Here is a 22,931-nt window from a genome sequence, read left to right as displayed (position 1 = left end):
TTCCGTTACGAAATTGAGTTCACCAGCACCGACAAAAATATTGACCCGAAAACCATGCTGCTGCAGGACGCCTCCCTGACCCTGCAGGCGCCGGTGGCTGAAGCCTTTGGCGTTTCCGTGCAACAGCCGCAGCGCGTGATACAGGGCGTCATCACCGCCTTTAAGCGCCTTTCCACCTCGAAGGATGAAAGTCATTACGAAGTCCGCCTGCAGCCGCGCCTGGCCCTGCTTTCACGCAGCCATCAGAATGTCATTTATCAGGACATGTCCGTGCCGCAGATTGTCGAAAAAATCCTGCGCGAACGCCACGCTATGCGCGGTCAGGATTTTGTCTTCACGCTGAGTAAAGAGTACCCGCGGCGCGAGCAGGTCATGCAGTACGGCGAGGACGACCTGACCTTTATCTCCCGTCTGCTGGCCGAAGTCGGTATCTGGTTCCGCTTTACTGCCGACCCCAAACTCAGCATTGACGTCGTCGAGTTTTACGATGGCCAGCAGCATTATTTGCCATCCCTGACCCTGGTCGCCGTGCCCCCTTCCGGCATGCACGATGTCGGCGTCGAGTCCGCCTGGAACCTGGCCAGCCATTATCAGGTAGTGGAGAAAACGGTGTCCACCCGCGATTACAACTACCGCACCGCCACCGCGGAGTTAAGCGGCAGCGCCGACGTCACCCGTGGAGACACCACCACCTACGGCGAAGCCTATCACTACGCCGATAACTACCTGACCCCCGGCGGCGGTGGCCGCGACCCGGAACCGGAAAGCGGCGCGTTCTACGCCCGCCTGCGCCACGAGCGTTACCTGAATAATCAGGCGCGTTTCTCCGGCGTCGCCAACGCAGCCACCCTGGTGCCGGGTCAGGAACTGCATGTTACCGGCAGCGACGCCCCGTCGCAGTTTGCGCAAGGCGTGGTCATCGTCAGCATCGAAAGCGCGGCGAGGCGTGACAAAAGCTTTGAAGTGAAATTCGACGCCATTGCGTATTCCGAAGACTACGGCTTCCGCCCGGAGCCGGCGCCTAAACCGATCATGGCCGGCACCCTGCCCGCCCGCGTCACCAGCACTACCGCCAGCGATACCTACGGCCATATCGATAAAGACGGCCGTTACCGCGTCAACATGATGTTTGACCGGGATGCGTGGGAACAGGGGTACGAAAGCCTGTGGGTCCGTCAGGCGCGCCCGTACGCCGGGGATACCTACGGCATGCATATGCCGCTGCTGGCCGGCACCGAAGTGGCCATTGCCTTTGAAGACGGTAATCCTGACCGCCCGTACATCGCCCACGTGCTGCACGACTCGGCGCACGGCGACCACGTCACCATCCAGAACTATAAGCGCAACGTCCTGCGTACCCCGTCGAACAACAAACTGCGCCTGGACGACGAGCGCGGCAAAGAGCACATCAAGCTCAGCACCGAATACGGCGGCAAAAGCCAGCTAAATCTCGGCCATCTGGTGGACAGCGGCAAACAGCAGCGCGGTGAAGGGTTTGAGCTGCGCACCGACAGCTTCGGGGCAATACGTGCACAGAAAGGGATTTTCATCAGTGCTGACGGTCAGTCGAAGGCTCAAGGGAAAGTGCTGGAGATGGATGCGGTCATGAGTGAGATGAATTCACTGAAGGACAAGGCACAATCTCTCTCTGACGATGCGCAAACAGCTACCGCAAATCCAGCCGATATGGCCGCCCAGATCTCATTGATCAACGACCGTGTAAAAGATCTGACCGCTTCTGTTTTGCTGATGCACGCTCCTAAAGGCGTCGCCCTGAGCAGCGGGGAACATCTCCAGGTCTCAGCAAAGCAAAACCTTATCGCTACGGCAGGAAATAATGCAGATATCAGCGTAACAAAAGATTTTTTCATCGGCGTGGGAAACACCTTAAGCATCTTTGTGAGAAAGCTGGGCATGAAGCTTATCGCCAATCAGGGGCCCATCACGGTTCAGGCACAAAACGATCTGATGGAATTGCTGGCCCGCAAGGCGATCACCATCACCAGCACCGAAGATGAAATTAAAATCATGGCGAAGAAGAAGATCACGCTCAACGCCGGCGGCAGTTATATCACGCTGGATGAGAACAAGATTGAGTCGGGGACGGTCGGGGATTATCTGATAAAAGTGGCGTATTACGGACAGCAGGGTAAGGCAAATAAACCAGAAGATTTTCCGAGTGTTGCCCCTGAAACAACAGAACCCACCAGTCATTTCACTTTTTCCTGACAAGGAGTCATAACATGATTATCAGTCCTCCATTTCTGAGAGACAGAGATGCAACCCAGTCTGATGCTGGCTGGATTGACGCGATGATGCCTGTCAGATCCCGCAGCGGATATCCTCTTAATACGTCGGATTCATGGCATGGTGGGATCCATATATCGCATACGGACTCAGGCGCATTGCCTGAAAAAGTCAGGGCAATAGCCGACGGTGCGGTCGTGTCGTTTCGAATGCCTTCAAAACCCTGGAAAAGAGATCAATTCCCGCTTAAGTATTCGCCTCTCAGAGGAACGGATGATGGCTATGTTTTATTGAAACATGAGACTGAAATAGGTTCCGGTGAGGACGGGAAGGTTGTTTTTTACTCTTTGTATATGCATCTTAAATATCTGGAAGCAGAGATTAAAACTGACGCTAAAATCTATCGTAAAGCCTCTCTGGGCTCTTCGGGAATGACTGATGGGCAGAATGAATTTCATTTCCAGATTTTTTGTGATGAGACGAATATCAGGAAATTGGTCGGTAGAGCTACTGGCGAGTTAAATATTAATGAAAGTGGCCGGACAGATGTTGTCTACGGCGATGTTCATTTTTATCTTCCTGCAGGAACGAAATTTTATGAGGCGCGACCTTCGGCAAATATAGCTACCACTACGAACCTGAATGAAGTGCATACCAGTACGATTCCGTTGTACGCAAGCATGAGTCTCAGTAAAGGGGCATGCACGATGATTACGCGACAGGCATGCGCGAATGCAGAAGGTGCATTTGAGCCTATTGGCTCACCCCTGGTAAATGCCGACGGCGAGGACTATGAATACAACCTTTTTAGAACAGCCACCTCACGCTATCCGCAAAGTCCGAGTGCCGGGTATGAACTGCTGCGCTTTGGGCGCATTATCAACACTGAACATGAAATCCTGGTTCCTGCTGATGCACCCTTATGGATGACTGTAAATTATCCCGGTGGACAAGGTGTTGTGAACCTTGCCGTACCAAATGTTAAAAAATTCAGCGATGCGGATTTCCCTCATTGGGCGGGATGGCAGCTGATTGATGATGATAAAGATACGCATAGTCAGTGCAACTCAGCGGCAATAAGAAAGCTCAGGAAAGAAGACAGGTACGCAGCACAAAGCAGTAAACTTATCTGCTGTATTCCGTTTGAGTGGGAAAAAAGCACCATTGATAACAGGTACAAATGGCTGATGACGGGTCTGCCCTGGGAGCAGTGCACATCGGAAAAAACGGCAACATGGCAAATCCCGGGATCTCAGGAATCGAAGGATCGAATTCTGATGAGTGAAGAAGACTACGGTAGGTTTAAACAGCATGCAGAGGCTCTGTGTTTTGATTCAGGGGTCTTGGGGTCAGGGAAAGTATGGCATTTTGACCCTCGTGGGTTTATTGAACATTTCAGGAAGTGTGGGTGGTTGAGTTTATCTGAGATGATACAAACAGTTCCAAGTAGCGCGTTGAGAAGAACAAGCAGAGACAAATATGCTTGGGAAGCAATTAATAGTCACTTGAAAACACCAGGTTCGGTACTGGTCAATCATATCAATAACTTGAACAACATGATGAGAAAATACTGCATAAATACGCCTTATAGGATCTCATGTTTTTTAGGTAATGCGGTACAAGAAACCCAGTGGCTAAGTACGCTTCATGAAGGTAGTGGGAGTAATTTGTGGTATGCCCCATGGTATGGGCGTGGATTTCTTCAATTAACCAATCCAGAGAACTACCTTAACTACTTTGAATATATCGGGACATCTGTGCAAGCATCTCTAAAACACAGTCTAGTAGATGCATATGCTACGATAGCTGCACAACCCCCAGCTGAAAGGTCTAATGCAACGTTACAAGACCGTCACTTTCCGACACTACCTTCCGAAATTATCGGGTTGAGAGAAGTGGTCAGTGAGAACAATTCATCTAATATATCAGCTGCAGACAGTGCTGGATTTTATTGGGTGAAAAATAAGATGGCAAAATATGCAGATATGGAAAATACTCTTGAAAGAGTTTCAGTTAACACTAATAATGGAACGAAGTATTATTATCGAAGCCCTTCCTTCTGGAAAGCTAGTGCAGCAGTTAATTTACCCGGTAGGATAAACAGCCTTTATAGCTCATCTTTAAATGGATTTGATGCAAGATGCTGTGCCTACGGAGTCGCGCTGGCTATATTAACCGAAGATAAATTTCCGGACCCTTCTGGAAATTTAACAATTTCATTTCCAGAAGGGTATACTCATAGGAAGCATTAGTATGAAATTAGCATGCCTTACTATTTTTTTGAGCTTTAGTACATTTGCTTTAGGTACAGTACCATCGCATCAAGATAAATCACCTTCAGTTATTAGAAACTTATCATCAAATTCCAATGCTGATATTTTTTCATCATCAAGCTTTGATGCTTGCAATATGCACTTCAAAGACTATGTATTTCCCAAGCTAACAGATGATGAATATTACCAAAAAAAATATCCTATTTCAGAATGGAGTTGCCTTTATTCTGGAGATGCATTTGAGGAAGGATATGATACTCAAAAAATCAACAACAATGGTGTAAACGAAAGCAGCACAGAAAATAAAATAGTATATGACTATAAAAATAAAGAATGGAAATCCTCACCAGATAGAAATTACATAGGAAATGGCAAAAAAAATCAATTGGAACTAATAAGAGTTGAGAGTGAAAATTATAACGGCTACATAGCTATAAATAAAATGAAAAAACTTAAAGACGGTAGTATTGGTGAAGGGTTCTATTTTTGCCTAATACATAATAATAATGCACTTTGTGGGTCTGGTGAGAGTATTAAAAATAATGGCAAATTCATCTCTTCTCAAGATGCATTAAAATTATTAAGTAGTGTTTCGTTTGACGACAACTAAATAACTGCGCTTAATATTAAATCACTGAAGGGAACTCAATCCAGTTTGAGCCTTCTGATCAATCGCCAAAAATCACAAAACATCAACCGGACTAAGTCATGAAGATCATAGCACCGATGCACAGAATATATAGGTGCAGCATGTGGAATTGAAACAGGACCTGGCGCCATAATTACAGATGCTATAGGGGGGAATCATTAGTGGTGTAGCCGGATACTATGGGGCTGACTGGGTGGCGGACCAAATAGATGAAAATTAATTTTTATAAAAAAATACTCAATTTAATTTCAGAAGATAAACCTGATGATCTTACCTCAATCTTTCCTAAAGAAAATTTCCAACATATTTTGGAAATAGATAAATACCCTAATTTGTCTACATTAGTTAATGATAATATATACGCGTATAGGCTGTTCTTTTGTACTGATATTAATCACACCCAGAAAGTAATAGATGTAATCAATAAAAACTTCAATTCTAACATCGAACTTAAGGATGCTAAAGATATTGTAATATCTTCAAGTCAAGAAGCCGTTACTTTCAATTTTTATAATGATTTTTCTGCTGAAGTTTTGCGATTAGTAACAAATTCCGAAAAAACCATCAAAGAAATATGGAATTTAAATATAAGCCCCCCAGCTCCATGGGTTTCATTTCCAGAAATTGATCCTGATGGATTAGGGAGTATGCAAGGCAATCTCTCATTTTGGTGGGATTGGATGTGGTTGCCATTTTGGAATTCTATGAATAAAGATCAAAAAGATAAATATTTAATTGAAAATTCAGCACCAGCCAGTTGGGTAGAGTACTTTGATTTTTATGATGCGCATATTAATGCAAAGAAGACCTAACGGTGAACTGCTTTAGATGTTAAAAAAATACTTATCCCGACTTTTTATTTTTATTTCTCCATTTTTTTCTGAAAAGATAAATTTAAAAAATCATGAAGGTATGCGTACAACAAAAGACGTCTGACAGCAAAATTAAGTTTATCAAAATCAACACATAAAAAGTTATCTTCTTTGAAGAATACAAAACTCTAGCAAACACAAGTTTGGTCAACGGTTGGGACAGTAGCGATAAAGGTAAAGTGATACTGAAGGTTTCTACTTTGCAGAAAGAGACAAATCCGAATCAATAAGGTTCGGTAAAGATAACATCTTAGTTGTCGTAAAAATAAAGAAAGTAACGCTGTTAAAGATAAAAAATACATCATCTGCAATAGCAATAAATCTGATGGTGAACGCTCGGGTCATATAGATAAACTACCCTCTAAGACAGGCTATAAAGTTTTCAACCTCAAGTAAGTCGCAAGAAATTTCATATGGTGTGGCTGACAATGCTAATAAGGACATTTGTACATGACGAATTCACTGCCATTTTTCGATCACAGCCATCACAAACTCGCCGTCCGCGGCAGCAGCGCACAGCCCGACGTTCTGAGCTTTAACAGCCTTGAAGCACTCAGCCAGCCGTTCCGTTACGAAATTGAGTTCACCAGCACCGACAAAAATATTGACCCGAAAACCATGCTGCTGCAGGACGCCTCCCTGACCCTGCAGGCGCCGGTGGCTGAAGCCTTTGGCGTTTCCGTGCAACAGCCGCAGCGCGTGATACAGGGCGTCATCACCGCCTTTAAGCGCCTTTCCACCTCGAAGGATGAAAGTCATTACGAAGTCCGCCTGCAGCCGCGCCTGGCCCTGCTTTCACGCAGCCATCAGAACGGCATTTATCAGGACATGTCCGTGCCGCAGATTGTCGAAAAAATCCTGCGCGAACGCCACGCTATGCGCGGTCAGGATTTTGTCTTCACGCTGAGTAAAGAGTACTCGCGGCGCGAGCAGGTCATGCAGTACGGCGAGGACGACCTGACCTTCATCTCCCGTCTGCTGGCCGAAGTCGGTATCTGGTTCCGCTTTACTGCCGACCCGAAACTCAGCATTGACGTCGTCGAGTTTTACGATGACCAGCAGCATTATTTGCCACCCCTGACCCTGGCCGCCGTGCCCCCTTCCGGCATGCACGATGTCGGCGTCGAATCCGCCTGGGACCTGGCCAGCCATTATCAGGTGGTGGAGAAAACGGTGTCCACCCGCGATTACAACTACCGCACCGCCACCGCGGAGTTAAGCGGCAGCGCCGACGTCACCCGTGGAGACACCACCACCTACGGCGAAGCCTATCACTACGCCGATAACTACCTGACCCCCGGCGGCGGTGGCCGCGACCCGGAACCGGAAAGCGGCGCGTTCTACGCCCGCCTGCGCCACGAGCGTTACCTGAATAATCAGGCGCGTTTCTCCGGCGTCGCCAACGCAGCCACCCTGGTGCCGGGTCAGGAACTGAATGTTACCGGCAGCGACGCCCCGTCGCAGTTTGTGCAAGGCGTGGTCATCGTCAGCATCGAAAGCGCGGCGAGGCGTGATAAAAGCTTTGAAGTGAAATTCGACGCCATTGCGTATTCCGAAGACTACGGCTTCCGCCCGGAGCCGGCGCCTAAACCGATCATGGCCGGCACCCTGCCCGCCCGCGTCACCAGCACCACCGCCAGCGATACCTACGGCCATATCGATAAAGACGGCCGTTACCGCGTCAACATGATGTTTGACCGTGATGCGTGGGAACAGGGGTACGAAAGCCTGTGGGTCCGTCAGGCGCGCCCGTACGCCGGGGATACCTACGGCATGCATATGCCGCTGCTGGCCGGCACCGAAGTGGCCATTGCCTTTGAAGACGGTAATCCTGACCGCCCGTACATCGCCCACGCGCTGCACGACTCCGCGCACGGCGACCACGTCACCATCCAGAACTACAAACGCAACGTCCTGCGTACCCCGTCGAACAACAAGTTGCGCCTGGACGACGAGCGCGGCAAAGAGCACATCAAGCTCAGCACCGAATACGGCGGCAAAAGCCAGCTGAACCTCGGCCATCTGGTGGACAGCGGCAAACAGCAGCGCGGTGAAGGGTTTGAGCTGCGCACCGACAGTTTTGGGGCAATACGTGCACAGAAAGGGATTTTCATCAGTGCTGACGGTCAGTCGAAGGCTCAAGAGAAAGTGCTGGAGATGCAACCGGCTATCAGCCTGCTGAAAACTGCGCAGGAGCAAATGCAAAGTATTTCCACTGACGCGCAAACTGCCACGGCAAATCCCTCTGATCTGCAGGCCCAAATCAGTTTGTTGCAGCAAAACCTCACCGAACTGAAGCAAGCCGTCCTGTTACTGAGTGCACCAAAGGGGATCGCGCTGAGCAGCGGTGAGCATCTGCAAATGAGTGCCAGCGATAATCTGATTGCCACGGCCGGTAAAAATACTGACGTCTGCATCGCAAAGAACTTCTTTATTGGCATCGGCAACACGCTAAGTATCTTCGTCAGAAAGCTGGGCATGAAGCTTATCGCTAATCAGGGGCCTATCACGGTTCAGGCACAAAACGACCTGATGGAATTGCTGGCCCGCAATGCGATCACCATCAGCAGCACCGAAGATGAAATTAAAATCACGGCGAAGAAGAAGATCACGCTTAACGCCGGCGGCAGTTATATTACGCTGGATGAGAACAAGATTGAGTCGGGGACGGTCGGGGATTATCTGACGAAGGCGGGGAATTACGGACGTTTGGATAAGGCGAGTTTAAAATCTGCCTTGCCAACTTTTCCTGTTATTGAGTCCGGTGAACAGAGCTTGCGATTTGCACTCTCAGAGGATGCCGTGGGGCAACCTTATATGATCCACAACAGTATGGGGGAGTTGATTTCAAAAGGGACTATTGGTGAAGATGGAAGAACACCCAGAATTAAACTGAATGAAGCAGATGAGCTAAAATTAACTCTTGGTGATACCACCTGGAAAGCGGAATCTTTAGAAATACAACCAAAGCAACCGGAATCAGACTTAACAGATTTACATCTTAATGAAGAGTTCTATGACGATCCTTATATAGATACCCTGAATGAGGATAATAGTAATAACCATTTCCCCTCCGAACTACTGAAAAAAATTGTTGGGAATGTCGCAGGAGAAGCATAGAAATTTCAAACTCAATAATAACCAATAGAAGGAATGCAATATGAGTCGTTTGCTGCCTATTTTATTTATATTATTTTCTTTCGGTGTAAATAGTGCTTGTTTAAAGAGCGGGGATTATGTTGAGCTTTATGGAAGACTTGTAGTTAAACAGTTCCCTAATCCTCTTGCGGAGAGCGATAATCCAACAGAAAATAAGTTCTACTCAAAATGGATGTTGGAATTAGACCCCCCCTTAACTTGCGTTACCGATGTAGATGATGAGACATTCAAAAATTGGAATAAAGAGGTTCAATTATTCCAAGGAGAAAAAATAAGTAAGGATGAAATGGATAAGATGAAAAATAAGCATGTTCATTTTAGTGGAGAGTTAAGCGTCGCAGCTGGTGCTCCATTTGAGTTTGCGGCCGTAGGGTTGGATGTGGAAAAAGCATTTCTTGCTCCAGTAGAATAACTATCTTATTCATACAGGATATTTATGAAATACATTAGCGCGACATATGATAAGAAATTATTAACTGCTGAATACATAGCAGAAGATGGCACACGATATCTTCGTTCAGGTGGCACAATCTGCTGGCGATTTTTTAACCCTGGTAATATTAGGCCTTCAAAGACTTCAGTTTGCAATTCATTAAAAATAGGTGTAGGTGATACTAAAAGTGGAAAATTTATGATTTTTCCTAGTGAGGAGGTTGGCTGGCAAGCATTAAGTTTATTATTAAAGTCTGCGTATAAAGATATGGAAATTAAAAACGTTGCTAAAAGATTCGCCCCGGCAACAGATAATAATGATCCAGAAAAATATTCAAAATTTATTGTAACAGAATCCGGCTTAGAGGGTGATAGGCATGTCAGAGATCTTGATGAAGCATCTCTAGAGAGATTAATGGAGGCGATAAAAAAAATGGAGGGTTATTATAATAATAAAGACTCTCGACGTGAAAAAAAAGTAGCTACGACAAGTGTTATTGTATCTGACGGTAGCAAACCTATTGTTAATGAGAAATTAAAGGTGGTTATTGATCAGTGCACTTATGAGTGGAGCACCAACAAATATGGAGGGTTACCGATTATAGCTCACTTGGCTGGTAGAGGGAGAATTGATATTTTTGCTACGAGTACCAAAGGTGTTGATGAGAAAATTTATTCGTCAACACCGGGAGACACAAGTAAAAATATACTTCTCTTGAGAATTGGTAGTAGCTATACAGCTAAAACCGGTGTTCATAAACAAGGTGAAAAGTCTACTTCCATATATCATGTTAAGAAAGGTGATACTCTAGGTAAGATTGCAAAAAAACTAAATACAACAGTGACGAGAATTGCTGATTTAAATAAGATAAAAAATGTAAATATTCTTTCCGTTGGTCAGGAGTTGAAGATTCCTGATGGAAGTGCTTTGCCTCAGACGGTGCCATCGCCGGCAAGTAATTCATCCCGCGGCAATCAGCGACAGACATCAACAGGCACTTCCGATGCTGGTTATCCACAAGCAAATATTGGTACAATTTCCGAGCAGGCACCATGGATGAAAGTCGCTCTTGCAGAGGCGAGACGATGGGCTGGGAAACGTGAGGAGGATATTACAAGAGTTGTAAATTATCACAAAGAGGTTGATGTAAACTTGAATTCTTTGGTTGGTGATAGCAATCCCTGGTGTGCCTCTTTTGTTAACTATTGCTTAGTAAATTCTGAACCGCGATTTCCAAAAAGTAATCAGCCAGCTAGAGCTTTATCATTTTCAAGTGATGCTCGTTTTAAGAAGCTCGAGCAGCCAGTTTTTGGAGCGATAGCAGTGTATGGTAGAAATGGTGGCGGCCATGTATGTTTTGTTTATGCATTATCAGAAAGAGTTAATGGAAATGTGATTGTGTTAGGGGGTAATCAAGATGACCAAATAAATTTTGTTGATAGAAGCAATCGAAAATTAGTTGGTTATTTCGTGCCCATTCAGTATCAAGCTCAGGCTTTAAAAGAGATCACGTCAACACCGCTCCTCAAAAAAACAGCAGAAGAGATGAATTCATTTTTAGATATTAACAACCCAATTAATGGGAGTGAGTCATGATCAAGATACATAAGCTTTTTTTCATAATAATTTATATTTCTATGAGTGGAAATTCTTTGGCGACGAATGATAAAGATGTTACTCACAACTCACTTATAAATGCCGTTAGAAGTAATTATGAAAATTTAAATAATGTGAACTTCTCAGTGCATAAAGCTCTATATTTCAAAGATTATGCGTATTTCTGTGGTGTTCCGCAATATGATAACGGTGATCATTTTGAAATGAATAATTTTGTCACAGTATATGACATGCTGTTGAAGCGGAGTGATGATGATAATTGGAAGGAAATTGCTAATTTTAATTCTTTTTCATCGAAAAACACTAAGGTAACATGTCATCTATCCGGAGAGTTAGAAAGCTTATTGTCTGAGATAAAAAAAACCAATGATATATGTTTACCTGTTGATAAAGGAATTCCTGAAAGAAAAAGCATACTTGATGCTATCCGAGAGGATAAGGATCAGCAGTTCGTCGTTACCAGATTGTGTAAAACATCTTCAATCGCATATTTCTGTGGTACTAGCCTAGATAAAAATTCAGGAGTTATTAATGGGACGGGTAATGCAATAGATGTTAATGATGTTATATTGATAAAAGATAATAATGGCAAATGGAATAAAATCGTCGATTTTGGTATTTTCACCATGAAAGTAAATGATATAAAATGTCACTTTGGTAATAGTAGTGTTGTTTTACCACATTTCGTTTTACAAGATGCAGCAAAAAAACTTAAATTGCCATAGGTACTCGCCACAGAATGCTTATTTACTGACCAAAAAATTTCACTTTTCAGACTGATATAGTAATTGTTTTTAAAAAAATTCTGTGTATTTTATTTATTAAAATAATTGTTAGTTAGGTTAAATGCGCTATTAATTTACGCCTCAGTTTAATTTGACCTATGACATTTAATAATCAAATCCTCCAATGCCCGTAAATATAAACACCATACCCGGCCCCATCATTACGCCCGTTACAGCCCAAGCCATTACCCTGGCTTTCTGTACTGTAGAGGCTTATTGCGTTGAGAATATTGCTCATGCGGTTTCTGGGAAAACTAATGAGCGAAACCTCCTCATCCATTCAAGGTCACGTTAGGGGCAAAACGTATGAATGGGTGACTAATATCGTAGGGAAATTCCCTGCGATCTTTCATACTAATGAAAGAATGAGCATTGCAATAAAGTCAAAAGACCCAAAAGGGAAAGAAAAAATCATCTATAGGTCAACGATGAGTGATCAAACTAAAAAATATACTTTTAAAGAAATATTTTTCACAATTTTCGGCTAAAACCATATCAGATGAACCTAAATCCATTCCATAGATAGTGAGTTCAGAAGACAAGACATTAGATAGCATAGCACTTCGCTATGATGTAAGTGCATCTGAGTTAGCATAAGACAATGGCATTAAAGAAAATATGCAAAAGAGGTGATGAAATCTGGTGGTGATTTAGTGCCTCAATATAAAAATATAAATGAGCTGAGAAAATTAATTGGTTCAACACCAATATCACCAGATGATGGTAAAACTCGATAAATTTAAGGTCGGAATTTATGAAAATATTTTTTTGTGTTTAATTTAATTATTTTCAAACGAATTCTCTGCTGATAATATTTGCTTTTCAATGAATGAAGTAATTAATTTAAAAAAGAATTTCTTTCCAGTAAGAGTGATTATGAATATTTAAAAAAATATCTACAACTCAAGCTTACGAGGAAATAGAATATGAATCAGTATTAATTAAAAAACCCAACTTTATAAAAAATGCAACGGAAGTTATTTATACAATGGAGGGATTTGACTCTGAAAATTCACATTCTAAATCAGTTAATCTTTTAGAAAAAATAGTTGCATTCTGAATGTTAGATTCGGCCTGCCAGAAAAAATAAGGAAATTATGCGACGATGACGGTGCATATGGCTATTTTTTCATATTCAGAAAAAAACTCCAGAATTGAATTAGAAGAAGTTACCAGCATGGTGACTGATATGGGTGATGGCTCATATGATTGCCAAGAAATATCTAAATGACTTAACAAACAAAAGATTTCATTGCCAATGACCTTAGTCTACTTTTCCACTTTCTAAACTAAAAGTTTTATAGATCAATTTTATTAAAAAACTAATACTTGCTGCATTTGTAAATGATTTAAAATTGCTAGTTAATATGTACGTGTATTCAGACAAACCCCATAATTTGTTTCCATTTTAATCCGAGTCACTCATGCCCGTTAAACTCAATACCGTCCCTGCCGCGTCTGTGCGTCCTGCTCCACCAAAACCTTTACGCTGGTTAAGTGCATTGGTTTGTCTGATTGGAGCAGGAGTATTACTGATGCGCTTTTTTGGAAATCTGGTGGGAAAAACGTCTTTCTGGTGGTTTGCCTTAGGCATTCCTGCGGTTTTCTGGTTTACGCTGATGATTTTTCGTCTGGCTATTTATCTTATGCAACAAATTCAGGCTAATGCCTGGGATAAGAGGCGTGAGCAAGTCATTTTGCACGGAGTTCGCCGTGGGCGTCGGGCGTTGCAGATTTTGGCCGCTGATTGTATTACCGCGCATAGTAATGATGAGCAATTTGTCACAGTGGCGGATGCGTTACTCAATAATGAAAACAAACTCTTTCCTCAGACGTCGTGGGAGGAAGAAACCAGCATCCGCCATAGCCGCCTTCCTGTTTCTGAGGAAATGTCACAAGAAGCGCTGATCTCGAACTCTTTTGATCGTCTCCTCATTAATCTGGCTGAGCAGTTTTCTTCCCTGCCGCCTGAAAACCCTGTGGTCATTTTATTTGAAACTTCCTGCTCATTGCCTAAAGAGCATGTGCAGGAAATTTGGATGCAAGCTTGGCAGGCCAGTGAGATCTGCCAGCCTGTCAGCTTCATGTCAGGCCACGGCCTGAGTGTCATCGATCACTGGTTAGATCATCGCATTAAAAGTTATGAACTGCTGCTGATTATTGCCGTGCAGATTGCGCCAAAGACATCGGCAATGAGTGCAGAATCTGTCGTGAGTCTTTTGCTGGGAAATCGCCTCACCCAGAAAACGGTGTGCCCGCTCGCGCTGTTACACCGTCCGGAGGGCTCTGCACCACAGCAAACACCGTTACAGGCGGGACTTTTGCAATCCGCCGACTGGGTTCCCTTAGTTCCTGATGAAATACAGCACCTCTGGATGGCTGAAATATATCCAGAAACTGATGCATATCTTAGTGCAACTGCCGCTCAGGGAAAGCCGCCGTTGCTCAATATTACTCAAGCTTCATCAGTACATGATTTTAATTCATTTCTGGGTGATCCCGGTATCGCTGGCCCCTGGCTGGCTATCGCCGCTGCCGCTCTGGCCATGAGGAGTCATTCCGCTCCACATATGATCCTCAGTGGCGAACATGGCAGTGACACTGTCTGGAGTACCGTCGTATCCCCTGTCGCTTCTCACAAGGAGAATAAAGCGTGAAGCGTATTGCCCTGCCTGTTAAAAAACCAGAAATTGGGTTCTGGACTGTCATTCTGTTGTTCTTAGTCGCTGGTATTGTTCTCTGCTGGCTGGCCTGGCAGCACCCGGAACATATAGGTTTAGTACAGGGAACGCCTGAGCGCGATCTTTGGCTGACCGGTCTGTTAGTCGGAACCTCCATCCTTGCATGTTGTGCGCTGCTGTCGTTTTTTGGCACAAGACTCGCAGGAAAAAAGCATTTTGATGAAATTCTCAAACAAGCCCAGGGAGATGATAATCCTTCGCCTGAAAAAACGATTACACCGGAAGAGAAATCTGTCACTGCGCTAACTCGGCTCAAAACCCGCCTGCGCCGCCGTTATGGCCTGTTCTGGCGTTACAAAGTCCGCCTGCTGATGGTTGTCGGTGAACCGGAGCACATTAAAGCACTCGCACCTACTCTGGCACTTCAGGGCTGGCTGGAAGGTCAGCGCACCGTACTTATTCACGGTGGCAGTCTGCATGAAGCTGGTGATGACTCTCGTCTGCCTGAATGGCGGAAACTGCGTCGCACCCGTCCGCTGGATGGCATTGTCTGGGCCGTCACCAGATCGCAAAGCAAAACGCCTCAGTGGATGGATGACGGCCTGCGATCGCTTGAGAAAACTGGCGAAGCTTTACGTTATCAGCCGGCAGTGTATCTGTGGCAGGTTTGTGAAAGCGACTGGCCGCAGGACGAACGTATTGAGCAGCCGGTCGGGGTTATTTTCCCCGCCAATGCCACTTCGCAGGCGGTAGAAAGCCAGCTGAAATCGCTGATCCCCCTTCTTCGCCAGCAGGGGATGCAGCAGATATTCACCCGACAGTCACACGACTTTCTGCTGCGTCTGGCGCAGTCGCTCGGCGAAACCGCTGCTGCCCGCTGGCGTCAGTCCCTGACACCGTGGTTTGCCGACTATGCCGCACGCATTCCCCTGCGTGGCCTAATGTTCAGTCTGCCACAGGCTTTAAACGTTCCGGCAGTCGTACACGAGAAAACCTGGATACCGTCTGCCAGCTGGCAGAGCGTGCTGGATGACTGTCGTTCAGCTCGCGGTCGTCGCGTCGGTCTGCCGTGGGAGCAAACGCTCTGCTACGGTGTATTCGTGCTGATCGTCCTGTGGGGTATTGGCAGCGTGGTGTCGTTCGCTGTGAACCGTCATCAGATGGTCAGTGCAGCGGAACAGGCGCAATACCTCGCCACACCTCACCCTGTGTCCGATGAGCAGCTGATTGCCTTGCAGGCTCTGCGCAATGATATCGGTCGTCTTCAGACTCGCGTGACTCAGGGCGCACCGTGGTATCAGCGTTTTGGTCTGGATCACAACGCGCAACTGCTCACCGCTCTGCTGCCATCGTATGGCAACGCGAATAACCGTCTGGTCCGCGATGCCGCGGCTGAAAGTTTGCAGCGTAAGCTCAACGAACTGGCCAGCCTCCCGGCTAACAGCCCGAAACGGGCTGCGCTGGCTAAATCAGGATATGACCAGTTAAAGGTCTATCTGATGATGGCTCGCCCGGAGAAGTCCGAGGCCGCGTTTTACGCCCAAGTCATGAAAACCGCCGAGCCTTTGCGAACAGGGGTATCCCCGGGATTGTGGCAAAGTCTTGCACCCGACTTATGGCAATTTTATGCCATTAACCTGCCCGCTCAGCCGGGCTGGAAGATTCAGCCGGATAGCTCACTGGTTTCCCAGTCACGGCAGGTTCTGCTCGGGGAGATCGGGCAGCGTAATGCGGAAAGCACGTTATATGAAAACATGCTGCTGTCGGTGCGCCGCAACTATGCGGACATGACGCTCGTCGATATGACTGGCGACACTGACGCACAGCGCCTGTTCCAAAGTGATGACGTGGTACCCGGGATGTTTACCCGCAAAGCATGGGATGAACAAATCCAGCAGGCGATCGATAAAGCTGTCACCGCACGTCGCGAGGAAATCGACTGGGTATTAAGCGACAACCGACGGGCAACGTCTGAAGACATTTCTCCTGAAGCGCTAAAAAAACGTCTTACCGAGCGGTATTTCACTGACTTTGCCAGCAGCTGGCTCAACTTCCTCAATGGCCTGCAGTGGAACGAAGCGAAAAATCTGTATGATGTGATTGACCAGCTTACCCTGATGAGTGACGTACGCCAGTCACCGCTCATTGCCCTGATGAATACACTGGCATGGCAAGGTCAGACGGGGCAGAAAAATGAAGCGCTCTCAGACTCGCTGGTGAAATCTGCGAAGGCGTTGATGAATAAAGAAGCTCAACCTGCTATCGATCAGCACGCAAGCGGTCCAGTCGGCCCCCTTGATGAAACATTTGGTCCCCTGCTCGCCATGATGGGCAAAGGCAACGTGCAAAATATGATGTCATCCGACATGTCGCTTAGCCTTCAAACCCTGCTGACCCGTGTCACCCGAGTACGTCTGAAGCTCCAGCAGATCGCTAACGCTTCAGATCCACAGGAAATGACGCAGGTGCTGGCACAAACCGTGTTCCAGGGCAAAAGCGTAGACCTGACTGATACACAGGAATACGGCAGTCTTATTGCCGCCAGTCTGGGTGAAGAATGGAGCGGATTCGGCCATACCCTGTTTGTTCAGCCACTGACTCAAGCCTGGGAAACGGTGCTTCAGCCCTCCTCTGCCAGTCTGAATGAACAGTGGAAAAACGCCATTGTCGCCAACTGGAAATCGGCGTTTGACGGGCGCTACCCGTTTGCAGCCAGTAAAAGCGATGCTTCCTTGCCGATGCTGGCCGAATTTATCCGCAAGGACAGTGGCCGCATCGACAGCTTCCTGACCCGTGAACTCAGCGGGGTTCTGCACAAGGAGGGGACGCGCTGGGTGCCGGATAAAGTCAACAGCCAGGGGCTGACCTTCAACCCTGAATTTCTTAACGCCATCAACCAGCTGAGCCAGATCTCCGACATTTTGTTCACGGACGGCAGCCAGGGAATGCGCTTTGAATTGCTGGCCCGCCCGGTACCCAACGTGGTGGAAACCAACCTCATGATCGATGGACAAAAGCTTCATTACTTCAACCAGATGGAAAGCTGGCAAAGCTTTCGCTGGCCGGGGGATACCTATAAACCGGGCACCATGCTGACCTGGACTTCAACCTCCGCCGGTGCCCGTTTGTACGGGGATTATCAGGGAACCTGGGGCCTTATCCGCTGGCTTGAGCAGGCGAAACAACAAAAGCTGGATGAGGGCCGTTATCAGCTGACGTTCAACACCTCAGACAAACAGCAACTGCAGTGGATACTGCGTACCGAACTGGGTAAAGGCCCGCTGGGTCTGCTGCAACTGCGTAACTTCACGTTACCGGCGCAGATTTTCCTGATTCAGGACAATCCCTCCGTTTCTGAACAACCTTTTGATCCCGATGCAATCGCCGAGGAGCCGTAATGGCCACATTAACTACATTGCTTGCCGCCTGCGCGGCAAAGCCTGAATCGCTTTTACCTCAGGCAGAAAAACAGGCTGCCCTTTGGGATAAATGGTTGCAGCCTGTTACGCCGGATCAACCCGCAGGCGAAGATCCGGGTTACGACGACGACTTCCAGCAAATGCGCGAAGAGGTCAATAAACTCTCCGGGGCGGATACGCCCCTGACCTGCGAACTGGCAGAAAAACTGCTCGCCAGTCAGTGTAAAGACGTCCGCGTTGCCACGTACTACATCTGGGCGCGCCTTCATCGTGATGGCGAAGCCGGTCTGGCTGACGGACTTTCCCTGCTGGCCGGGCTGATCGCCCGCTTCGGGGAAACGCTGCATCCGCTTCGCGCAAACAGCCGCAAGACATCACTGGAATGGATCGCAGGATCCCGCGTGCTGGACAGCCTGTCGCTCTATCCTGAAGTCGATAAAACGGATTTTGCCCGCATCGTTGGCGCACTGGCGTTAATTGAACAGGGTGTTAGCACCTGGAATGACTCTTCACGGCCAGAACTGGGTGCGCTCTATGCCGCACTGGAAAACCGCCTCGCTCAGTCGGGCGGGATGAACGCCGTCGTCCCGCAAACCAGCGCCTCGTCATCACAGTCAGAAAGTGCGGGATTATCCCCTTCCCTGCGTGCTGTACAGTCAGGACGGGACCTGCTTGATCAGGCAAAAATGCTGGCAAAATACCTGCGGGATCAACCGCAAGGCTGGCTCTCAGGGCACCATCTTATTAAGAGCGTTCGCTGGGACACCGTGCACGAACTGCCGCCGCTGGATGCCAGTGGCCGCACCCGTCTGTTGCCGCCCCGCCCTGAATATCGTGCACAGCTTAAGCGTTTGTATCTGCAACAAAGTTGGGTGGAGCTGCTTGAGCAGGCTGAATCGATGTTTGCTGAAGGCGTTAACCATTTCTGGCTTGACGTGCAGTGGTATTTGCACCAGGCACTCAGCAAAGCCGGCGCACCATATGAAGGCTGGGCTACCTGCATCACGCAAGATCTGGCGCTGTTCCTCACCCGTTTGCCGGGTCTGGAAAGTTTGTCATGGAGCGACGGCACGCCGTTTGCCGATGAAGTGACGCAGGGCTGGATTAACCAGCAGGTGCTGGGATCCGTCTCTGGCTGGGGAAATGAACCCGCGGCATGCGTCGCGTCCGGTGAGGATGACATCCTGCTGCTGGAACCCGAAGCCCTGGCACAGGCAGACAGCGACGGGGTGGAGTCGGCTCTGACCTGGCTTCAGACCAGGCCAGGCATCCACACTGACCGCCACCAATGGCTGTTGCGCTTAGTGATGGCGCGTGTGTCGGAGCAGTACGGTAAAAATGATATGGCGCTGCATTTGCTCAGCAGCCTTGACAGTGACAGCCTCTCACTCACGTTGCCGCAGTGGGAGCCGGGGCTGGTATTTGAAGTCAAAGCGCGCCGGCTGAAATTACTGCGTATGAAATCGCAACGAGGCGACGGAGATAAAAACCGCATGCTGAATGACATGGACACCCTGCTCAGCGCACTGATCGCCATCGACCCTGCCCGCGCCGCCGTGTTGTGCGGTTAGAACTCAATAAAGGACTTTCACTATGGCAAAAGGTTATTACTTAGTTTTGGGGGATAAAACCACCTGCGGAGGAAAAATCCTCAGCGGTGAACCTACTCACACCATCATGGGCAACCCCGTTGCCCGGGAACAAGACCCTGTCACTTGCGGCAATCATCCTGGAATTTATAAGATCATCGGGCATATTCCTGGTGATTCAATAATGGGCCGAAAATTTGCTGGTACGTTACACAGCAAAAGCAGTTGCCCCTGTCAGGCTAGATTTGTTCCGTCGATGGTGAATGATGCGTATGACTTCTCAGGTAGTTCATCGGCAGAAACTAAAAATCCTTCCGACACGAAAAAATCAGTGCAGTCCTCTTACGTCACTGGCGAAACCACTAAGTCGGGATTTGTTCCTGATTACCCTGCTACCTCATTGATAAATACGCATACGTTGCCTGATGATCGTGTCCGAGCCATGCTTGAAGCAAGAAATCAGGACGTGATGTTACTTACCGCAACAGAAGGTTATGAAATTTTAGTATATTGGAATGTGTTTAAAGAAGGATGGGTAGATATCACTCAATCAGGACCAGGGCAAATTTTAGTCAACTATGGACTAAATGGAAGAGATGCAATAAATACCTCTTTAGTAATATCAAAATTAGGTAGTTTTGGCCTGCGTGCTACGACTTTTGTCAATGAAAAAGGAACAGAGCTAATAAAAATTTCAGGCTACGCTGGCATTCGAAAAATATTGAATGCTCCCTTGTTTTCGCTAAAAAACCCAAAGGTTGTAGACATTGGCATCGGAAAGTATGGGCTGGCAAAATCAGTAATCGAAGGTGCAAGGCTAACTATATATGTTGCTACTGCATACAGAACGGTTGATTTTATTTTAAATGATCAAACGACTTTAGCGATGTTTATTGGTAGTCTTGCTACCGATGTTGTAAAGGTTGGTATTGTTTCTGCGACTGTATGGGGGGTAGGGGCCCTTATTTCAATGACACCTTTCGTTGTTGGACCCTTAGTTGTTGTAGTTGTTATCGGCTTTGGGACTGCTTGGTTACTCAACTTTATGGATGAGAAGTTCGGTATAACTGATAAAGTAGTTAAATATATCGAATCAGCTCAGCAAGAGTTCGTTTGGAAAGCAAGGCAAATAGAAAAAGGCATTTGGGATTTAGGAACAATGTATGCCGAAGAAATGCTTGAAGTCGGAGTGGAAGTCATCGAAGAACAAGTAATAAAATATTTGCGCTCAACCATTCACAATGTAAATCCTCAGGTGTATTGATCATGTATGATGCTAAACACAGATTTTTCGCTTTTTTGGGATTGCTTTTTTTCTTATTGCTTATCTCAACGATCTCTTTTTTTGGATTTGAATCGCTCCTGGGATATTTTGATAATTTGCCGACTTTCACTTTTTCCTCATGGAGTGTTTTCGCAGCGCTATCACCTCTCGTCATAATTCCATTTCTACTCATGATAATACCAGTAATTATAAGAGGAAAGCAGATTGAAATTAAGGCAGGTAAAAGGCTATTGATTTTCTCACTAACATCATTAGTTCTAATTATAATTATAATGTTTGCCTTTTCATTTATCTATAAAACTTTTTTAAATAACAAAGGTTATGTAGAATGCATTGAGACTCCAATGGGCTGGACACCAGGAATGGCAACTAAATACTCTATCAAAAAAAGTTATTGTGTAAAGTAACCTACGGACGGGATAACCATGGTAACAGTTGAGATTATTTTTATAATGTTCTTCTACACTAGAAACTGATCGATTATTTTCATGGCTATCTCTTCCGGATTTATTTAACTCATTCCCTTAAAATTACATTGTATATTGTGGCAGCATACAAAATTCTTGATTGTATTTAAATAATTAAAATACACTTTCAACATACATTTATTCTCTTACAGCTGATGTATTAAAATCGCAATAGCACCTACCATTTCATTTATGGTTTGTTGAAAAGCGCGAGAAATGGAAAATGGATTTTGGGACTTGGGAGCCATGTTTGCCGATGAAATACTTATAAAAGGTACAAAAGTCATTGAATCAGAAGTTAGAAATTACCTAAGATATGCTCTTAGTGGAATAAACCTTAGAAAATATTGAAATGAAAACAAGATCGGCCGCATCATTGTATATAATATTAAGCACATCTTTATTATCTCTGTATTTATGGGTTCATGAAATAATCGATTATCTAGAATTTAGGCATGTAATCACTTTTTCATGGATGTCTATTGGTTTGGTATGCATCCCTATTATTTTCTCTTTTCCAATTCATTGGTTTTTTTAGACTGTATCTATGAAAGAAAAGTAGCAATCGAGAAGATGGAAAGGATAATTCCCTATTTTAAACAGTTATGTATGCTCCCTTTCATTTTAGTCATACCCGTTTCATTGGGGTATATCACTATCTTAAAAAACAAAGGGTATGCTTCATGTCAACAAACCCCCTCAGGCTGGATGCCTGGACTGCTGAAAAATATGCTATTAATAAGGAATTGTGTGGGAAGTGAACTAGTAAGAGAGCGTTAGATTATTTTTTCAATGTATTGCGAAGGAGAAGCGGAAAGAAAACACAAGAAAAGCAAACAAACAAGGATATTGAAGGAAAGGATTGAATAATAAAAAAATACGGCATAACACCGGTGATTTATTTATTATATGCAATAATAAAAACTTTCCTTTTTTGAGATTTATACTTTCCTCAGGATTGTTTGCCTCTGTTTTTACACTGTGATTTATTTACAATCTTCATTGATGGGTTTAAACTTCTTGAAGAGTCTTAAGATACAAACTTCAAAATTGAGATTCTGAAGTTGGGGCACTTGGTGACTCTTTATCACTTTATTCTGTTGGAACAGTAGATGAGTATCTTGGGGGGTTTTATGAGCTTTAATAAAAATAATAAATACATTATTCGTTGGGGGTTTATTAGCCTTGTTGTTATATGCTATTTTTTTGGTCTAATAGGAGCTTCATTTTCATTATCAGCTTTCATAGAAAATCAAAGTATGCAGATTTCTGGTCCTGTTAGCGTAGGTGAATACTCAGAAACAATAGATTCTTTAATGAAAGCCACCGATAATATATTCTATGTGGCCACCATTGGATTCATTATATGCGTGCCTTTGATCCTATTAATTTTTAATCGAGTTAGATGATTTAAACGCATTTTTACTGGGGGCATTTTTATGCCGAGCCTATTAC

Annotated in this window: 14 protein-coding genes; all 14 read left to right on the top strand. The window is 45.7% G+C overall.

Translation table 11 applies throughout. From position 1 onward, the window contains the following. Positions 1-2,229, top strand: a 2,229-nt coding sequence (gene vgrG, locus ACO0U8_RS16710) for a type VI secretion system tip protein VgrG (RefSeq protein ID WP_421671281.1), incomplete at its 5' end; no start/stop codon positions are given. A 14-nt stretch (positions 2,230-2,243) separates the two neighbouring features. Then, positions 2,244-4,499: a hydroxyethylthiazole kinase gene (locus ACO0U8_RS16705; protein ID WP_421671280.1), complete on the top strand. Its 2,256-nt coding sequence runs from the start codon at positions 2,244-2,246 to the stop codon at positions 4,497-4,499. Position 4,500: 1 nt separating this feature from the next. Then, the gene (locus ACO0U8_RS16700; protein ID WP_421671279.1) at positions 4,501-5,130 is read left to right on the top strand and encodes a hypothetical protein; all 630 of its coding nucleotides are present in this window, start codon (positions 4,501-4,503) and stop codon (positions 5,128-5,130) included. A gap of 248 nt (positions 5,131-5,378) precedes the next feature. Next, on the top strand, positions 5,379-5,981 hold the full coding sequence (locus ACO0U8_RS16695; protein WP_217202663.1) for a hypothetical protein: 603 nt from the start codon (positions 5,379-5,381) through the stop codon (positions 5,979-5,981). Between the two features lie 510 nt (positions 5,982-6,491). Then, the gene (gene vgrG, locus ACO0U8_RS16690; RefSeq protein WP_421671278.1) at positions 6,492-9,161 is read left to right on the top strand and encodes a type VI secretion system tip protein VgrG; all 2,670 of its coding nucleotides are present in this window, start codon (positions 6,492-6,494) and stop codon (positions 9,159-9,161) included. Between the two features lie 40 nt (positions 9,162-9,201). After that, positions 9,202-9,612: a hypothetical protein gene (locus ACO0U8_RS16685; protein WP_421671277.1), complete on the top strand. Its 411-nt coding sequence runs from the start codon at positions 9,202-9,204 to the stop codon at positions 9,610-9,612. 24 nt (positions 9,613-9,636) lie between these two features. Then, on the top strand, positions 9,637-11,229 hold the full coding sequence (locus tag ACO0U8_RS16680; RefSeq protein WP_421671276.1) for a LysM peptidoglycan-binding domain-containing protein: 1,593 nt from the start codon (positions 9,637-9,639) through the stop codon (positions 11,227-11,229). Then, positions 11,226-11,975 carry a hypothetical protein gene (locus tag ACO0U8_RS16675; RefSeq protein ID WP_421671275.1) on the top strand — a complete coding sequence of 250 codons (750 nt, stop codon included), beginning with the start codon at positions 11,226-11,228 and terminating at the stop codon, positions 11,973-11,975. The genes ACO0U8_RS16680 and ACO0U8_RS16675 overlap by 4 nt, the downstream gene beginning before the upstream one ends. A gap of 317 nt (positions 11,976-12,292) precedes the next feature. Continuing rightward, positions 12,293-12,523, top strand: coding sequence for a hypothetical protein (locus ACO0U8_RS16670; protein WP_421671274.1), 231 nt, complete (start codon positions 12,293-12,295; stop codon positions 12,521-12,523). A gap of 936 nt (positions 12,524-13,459) precedes the next feature. Further along, a complete protein-coding gene (locus tag ACO0U8_RS16665; protein ID WP_217203054.1) occupies positions 13,460-14,692 on the top strand; it encodes a hypothetical protein in 1,233 nt (410 codons plus the stop codon). Beyond that, positions 14,689-18,114 carry an ImcF-related family protein gene (locus ACO0U8_RS16660; protein ID WP_421671273.1) on the top strand — a complete coding sequence of 1,142 codons (3,426 nt, stop codon included), beginning with the start codon at positions 14,689-14,691 and terminating at the stop codon, positions 18,112-18,114. Before ACO0U8_RS16665 ends, ACO0U8_RS16660 begins: the two co-directional genes overlap by 4 nt. Next, entirely contained in the window at positions 18,114-19,706 is a 1,593-nt protein-coding gene (gene tssA / locus ACO0U8_RS16655; protein ID WP_421671272.1) for a type VI secretion system protein TssA, read from the top strand. Before ACO0U8_RS16660 ends, tssA begins: the two co-directional genes overlap by 1 nt. Before the next feature lie 22 nt (positions 19,707-19,728). Then, on the top strand, positions 19,729-20,988 hold the full coding sequence (locus ACO0U8_RS16650; RefSeq protein WP_217203057.1) for a PAAR domain-containing protein: 1,260 nt from the start codon (positions 19,729-19,731) through the stop codon (positions 20,986-20,988). A 1,621-nt stretch (positions 20,989-22,609) separates the two neighbouring features. Next, positions 22,610-22,885: a hypothetical protein gene (locus ACO0U8_RS16645; protein WP_217203058.1), complete on the top strand. Its 276-nt coding sequence runs from the start codon at positions 22,610-22,612 to the stop codon at positions 22,883-22,885. The last annotated feature ends 46 nt before the right edge of the window (positions 22,886-22,931 follow it).

Origin of the sequence: Rahnella sp. EDr1-12 (assembly GCF_049206505.1) — a bacterium.
GTDB classification, from domain to species: Bacteria; Pseudomonadota; Gammaproteobacteria; order Enterobacterales; family Enterobacteriaceae; genus Rahnella; species Rahnella rivi.
Note: the sequence above shows the minus strand (reverse complement) of the source record. Positions and strands in the feature narration are given on the sequence as shown.

Bases quoted from the DNA above. Each gene is read 5' to 3' on its own strand.
- ACO0U8_RS16705 (WP_421671280.1), top strand. From the start codon at position 2,244: ATGATTATCAGTCCTCCATTTCTGAGAGACAGAGATGCAACCCAGTCT.
- ACO0U8_RS16700 (WP_421671279.1), top strand. From the start codon at position 4,501: ATGAAATTAGCATGCCTTACTATTTTTTTGAGCTTTAGTACATTTGCT.
- ACO0U8_RS16695 (WP_217202663.1), top strand. From the start codon at position 5,379: ATGAAAATTAATTTTTATAAAAAAATACTCAATTTAATTTCAGAAGAT.
- vgrG (WP_421671278.1), top strand. From the start codon at position 6,492: ATGACGAATTCACTGCCATTTTTCGATCACAGCCATCACAAACTCGCC.
- ACO0U8_RS16685 (WP_421671277.1), top strand. From the start codon at position 9,202: ATGAGTCGTTTGCTGCCTATTTTATTTATATTATTTTCTTTCGGTGTA.
- ACO0U8_RS16680 (WP_421671276.1), top strand. From the start codon at position 9,637: ATGAAATACATTAGCGCGACATATGATAAGAAATTATTAACTGCTGAA.
- ACO0U8_RS16675 (WP_421671275.1), top strand. From the start codon at position 11,226: ATGATCAAGATACATAAGCTTTTTTTCATAATAATTTATATTTCTATG.
- ACO0U8_RS16670 (WP_421671274.1), top strand. From the start codon at position 12,293: ATGAGCGAAACCTCCTCATCCATTCAAGGTCACGTTAGGGGCAAAACG.
- ACO0U8_RS16665 (WP_217203054.1), top strand. From the start codon at position 13,460: ATGCCCGTTAAACTCAATACCGTCCCTGCCGCGTCTGTGCGTCCTGCT.
- tssA (WP_421671272.1), top strand. From the start codon at position 18,114: ATGGCCACATTAACTACATTGCTTGCCGCCTGCGCGGCAAAGCCTGAA.
- ACO0U8_RS16650 (WP_217203057.1), top strand. From the start codon at position 19,729: ATGGCAAAAGGTTATTACTTAGTTTTGGGGGATAAAACCACCTGCGGA.
- ACO0U8_RS16645 (WP_217203058.1), top strand. From the start codon at position 22,610: ATGAGCTTTAATAAAAATAATAAATACATTATTCGTTGGGGGTTTATT.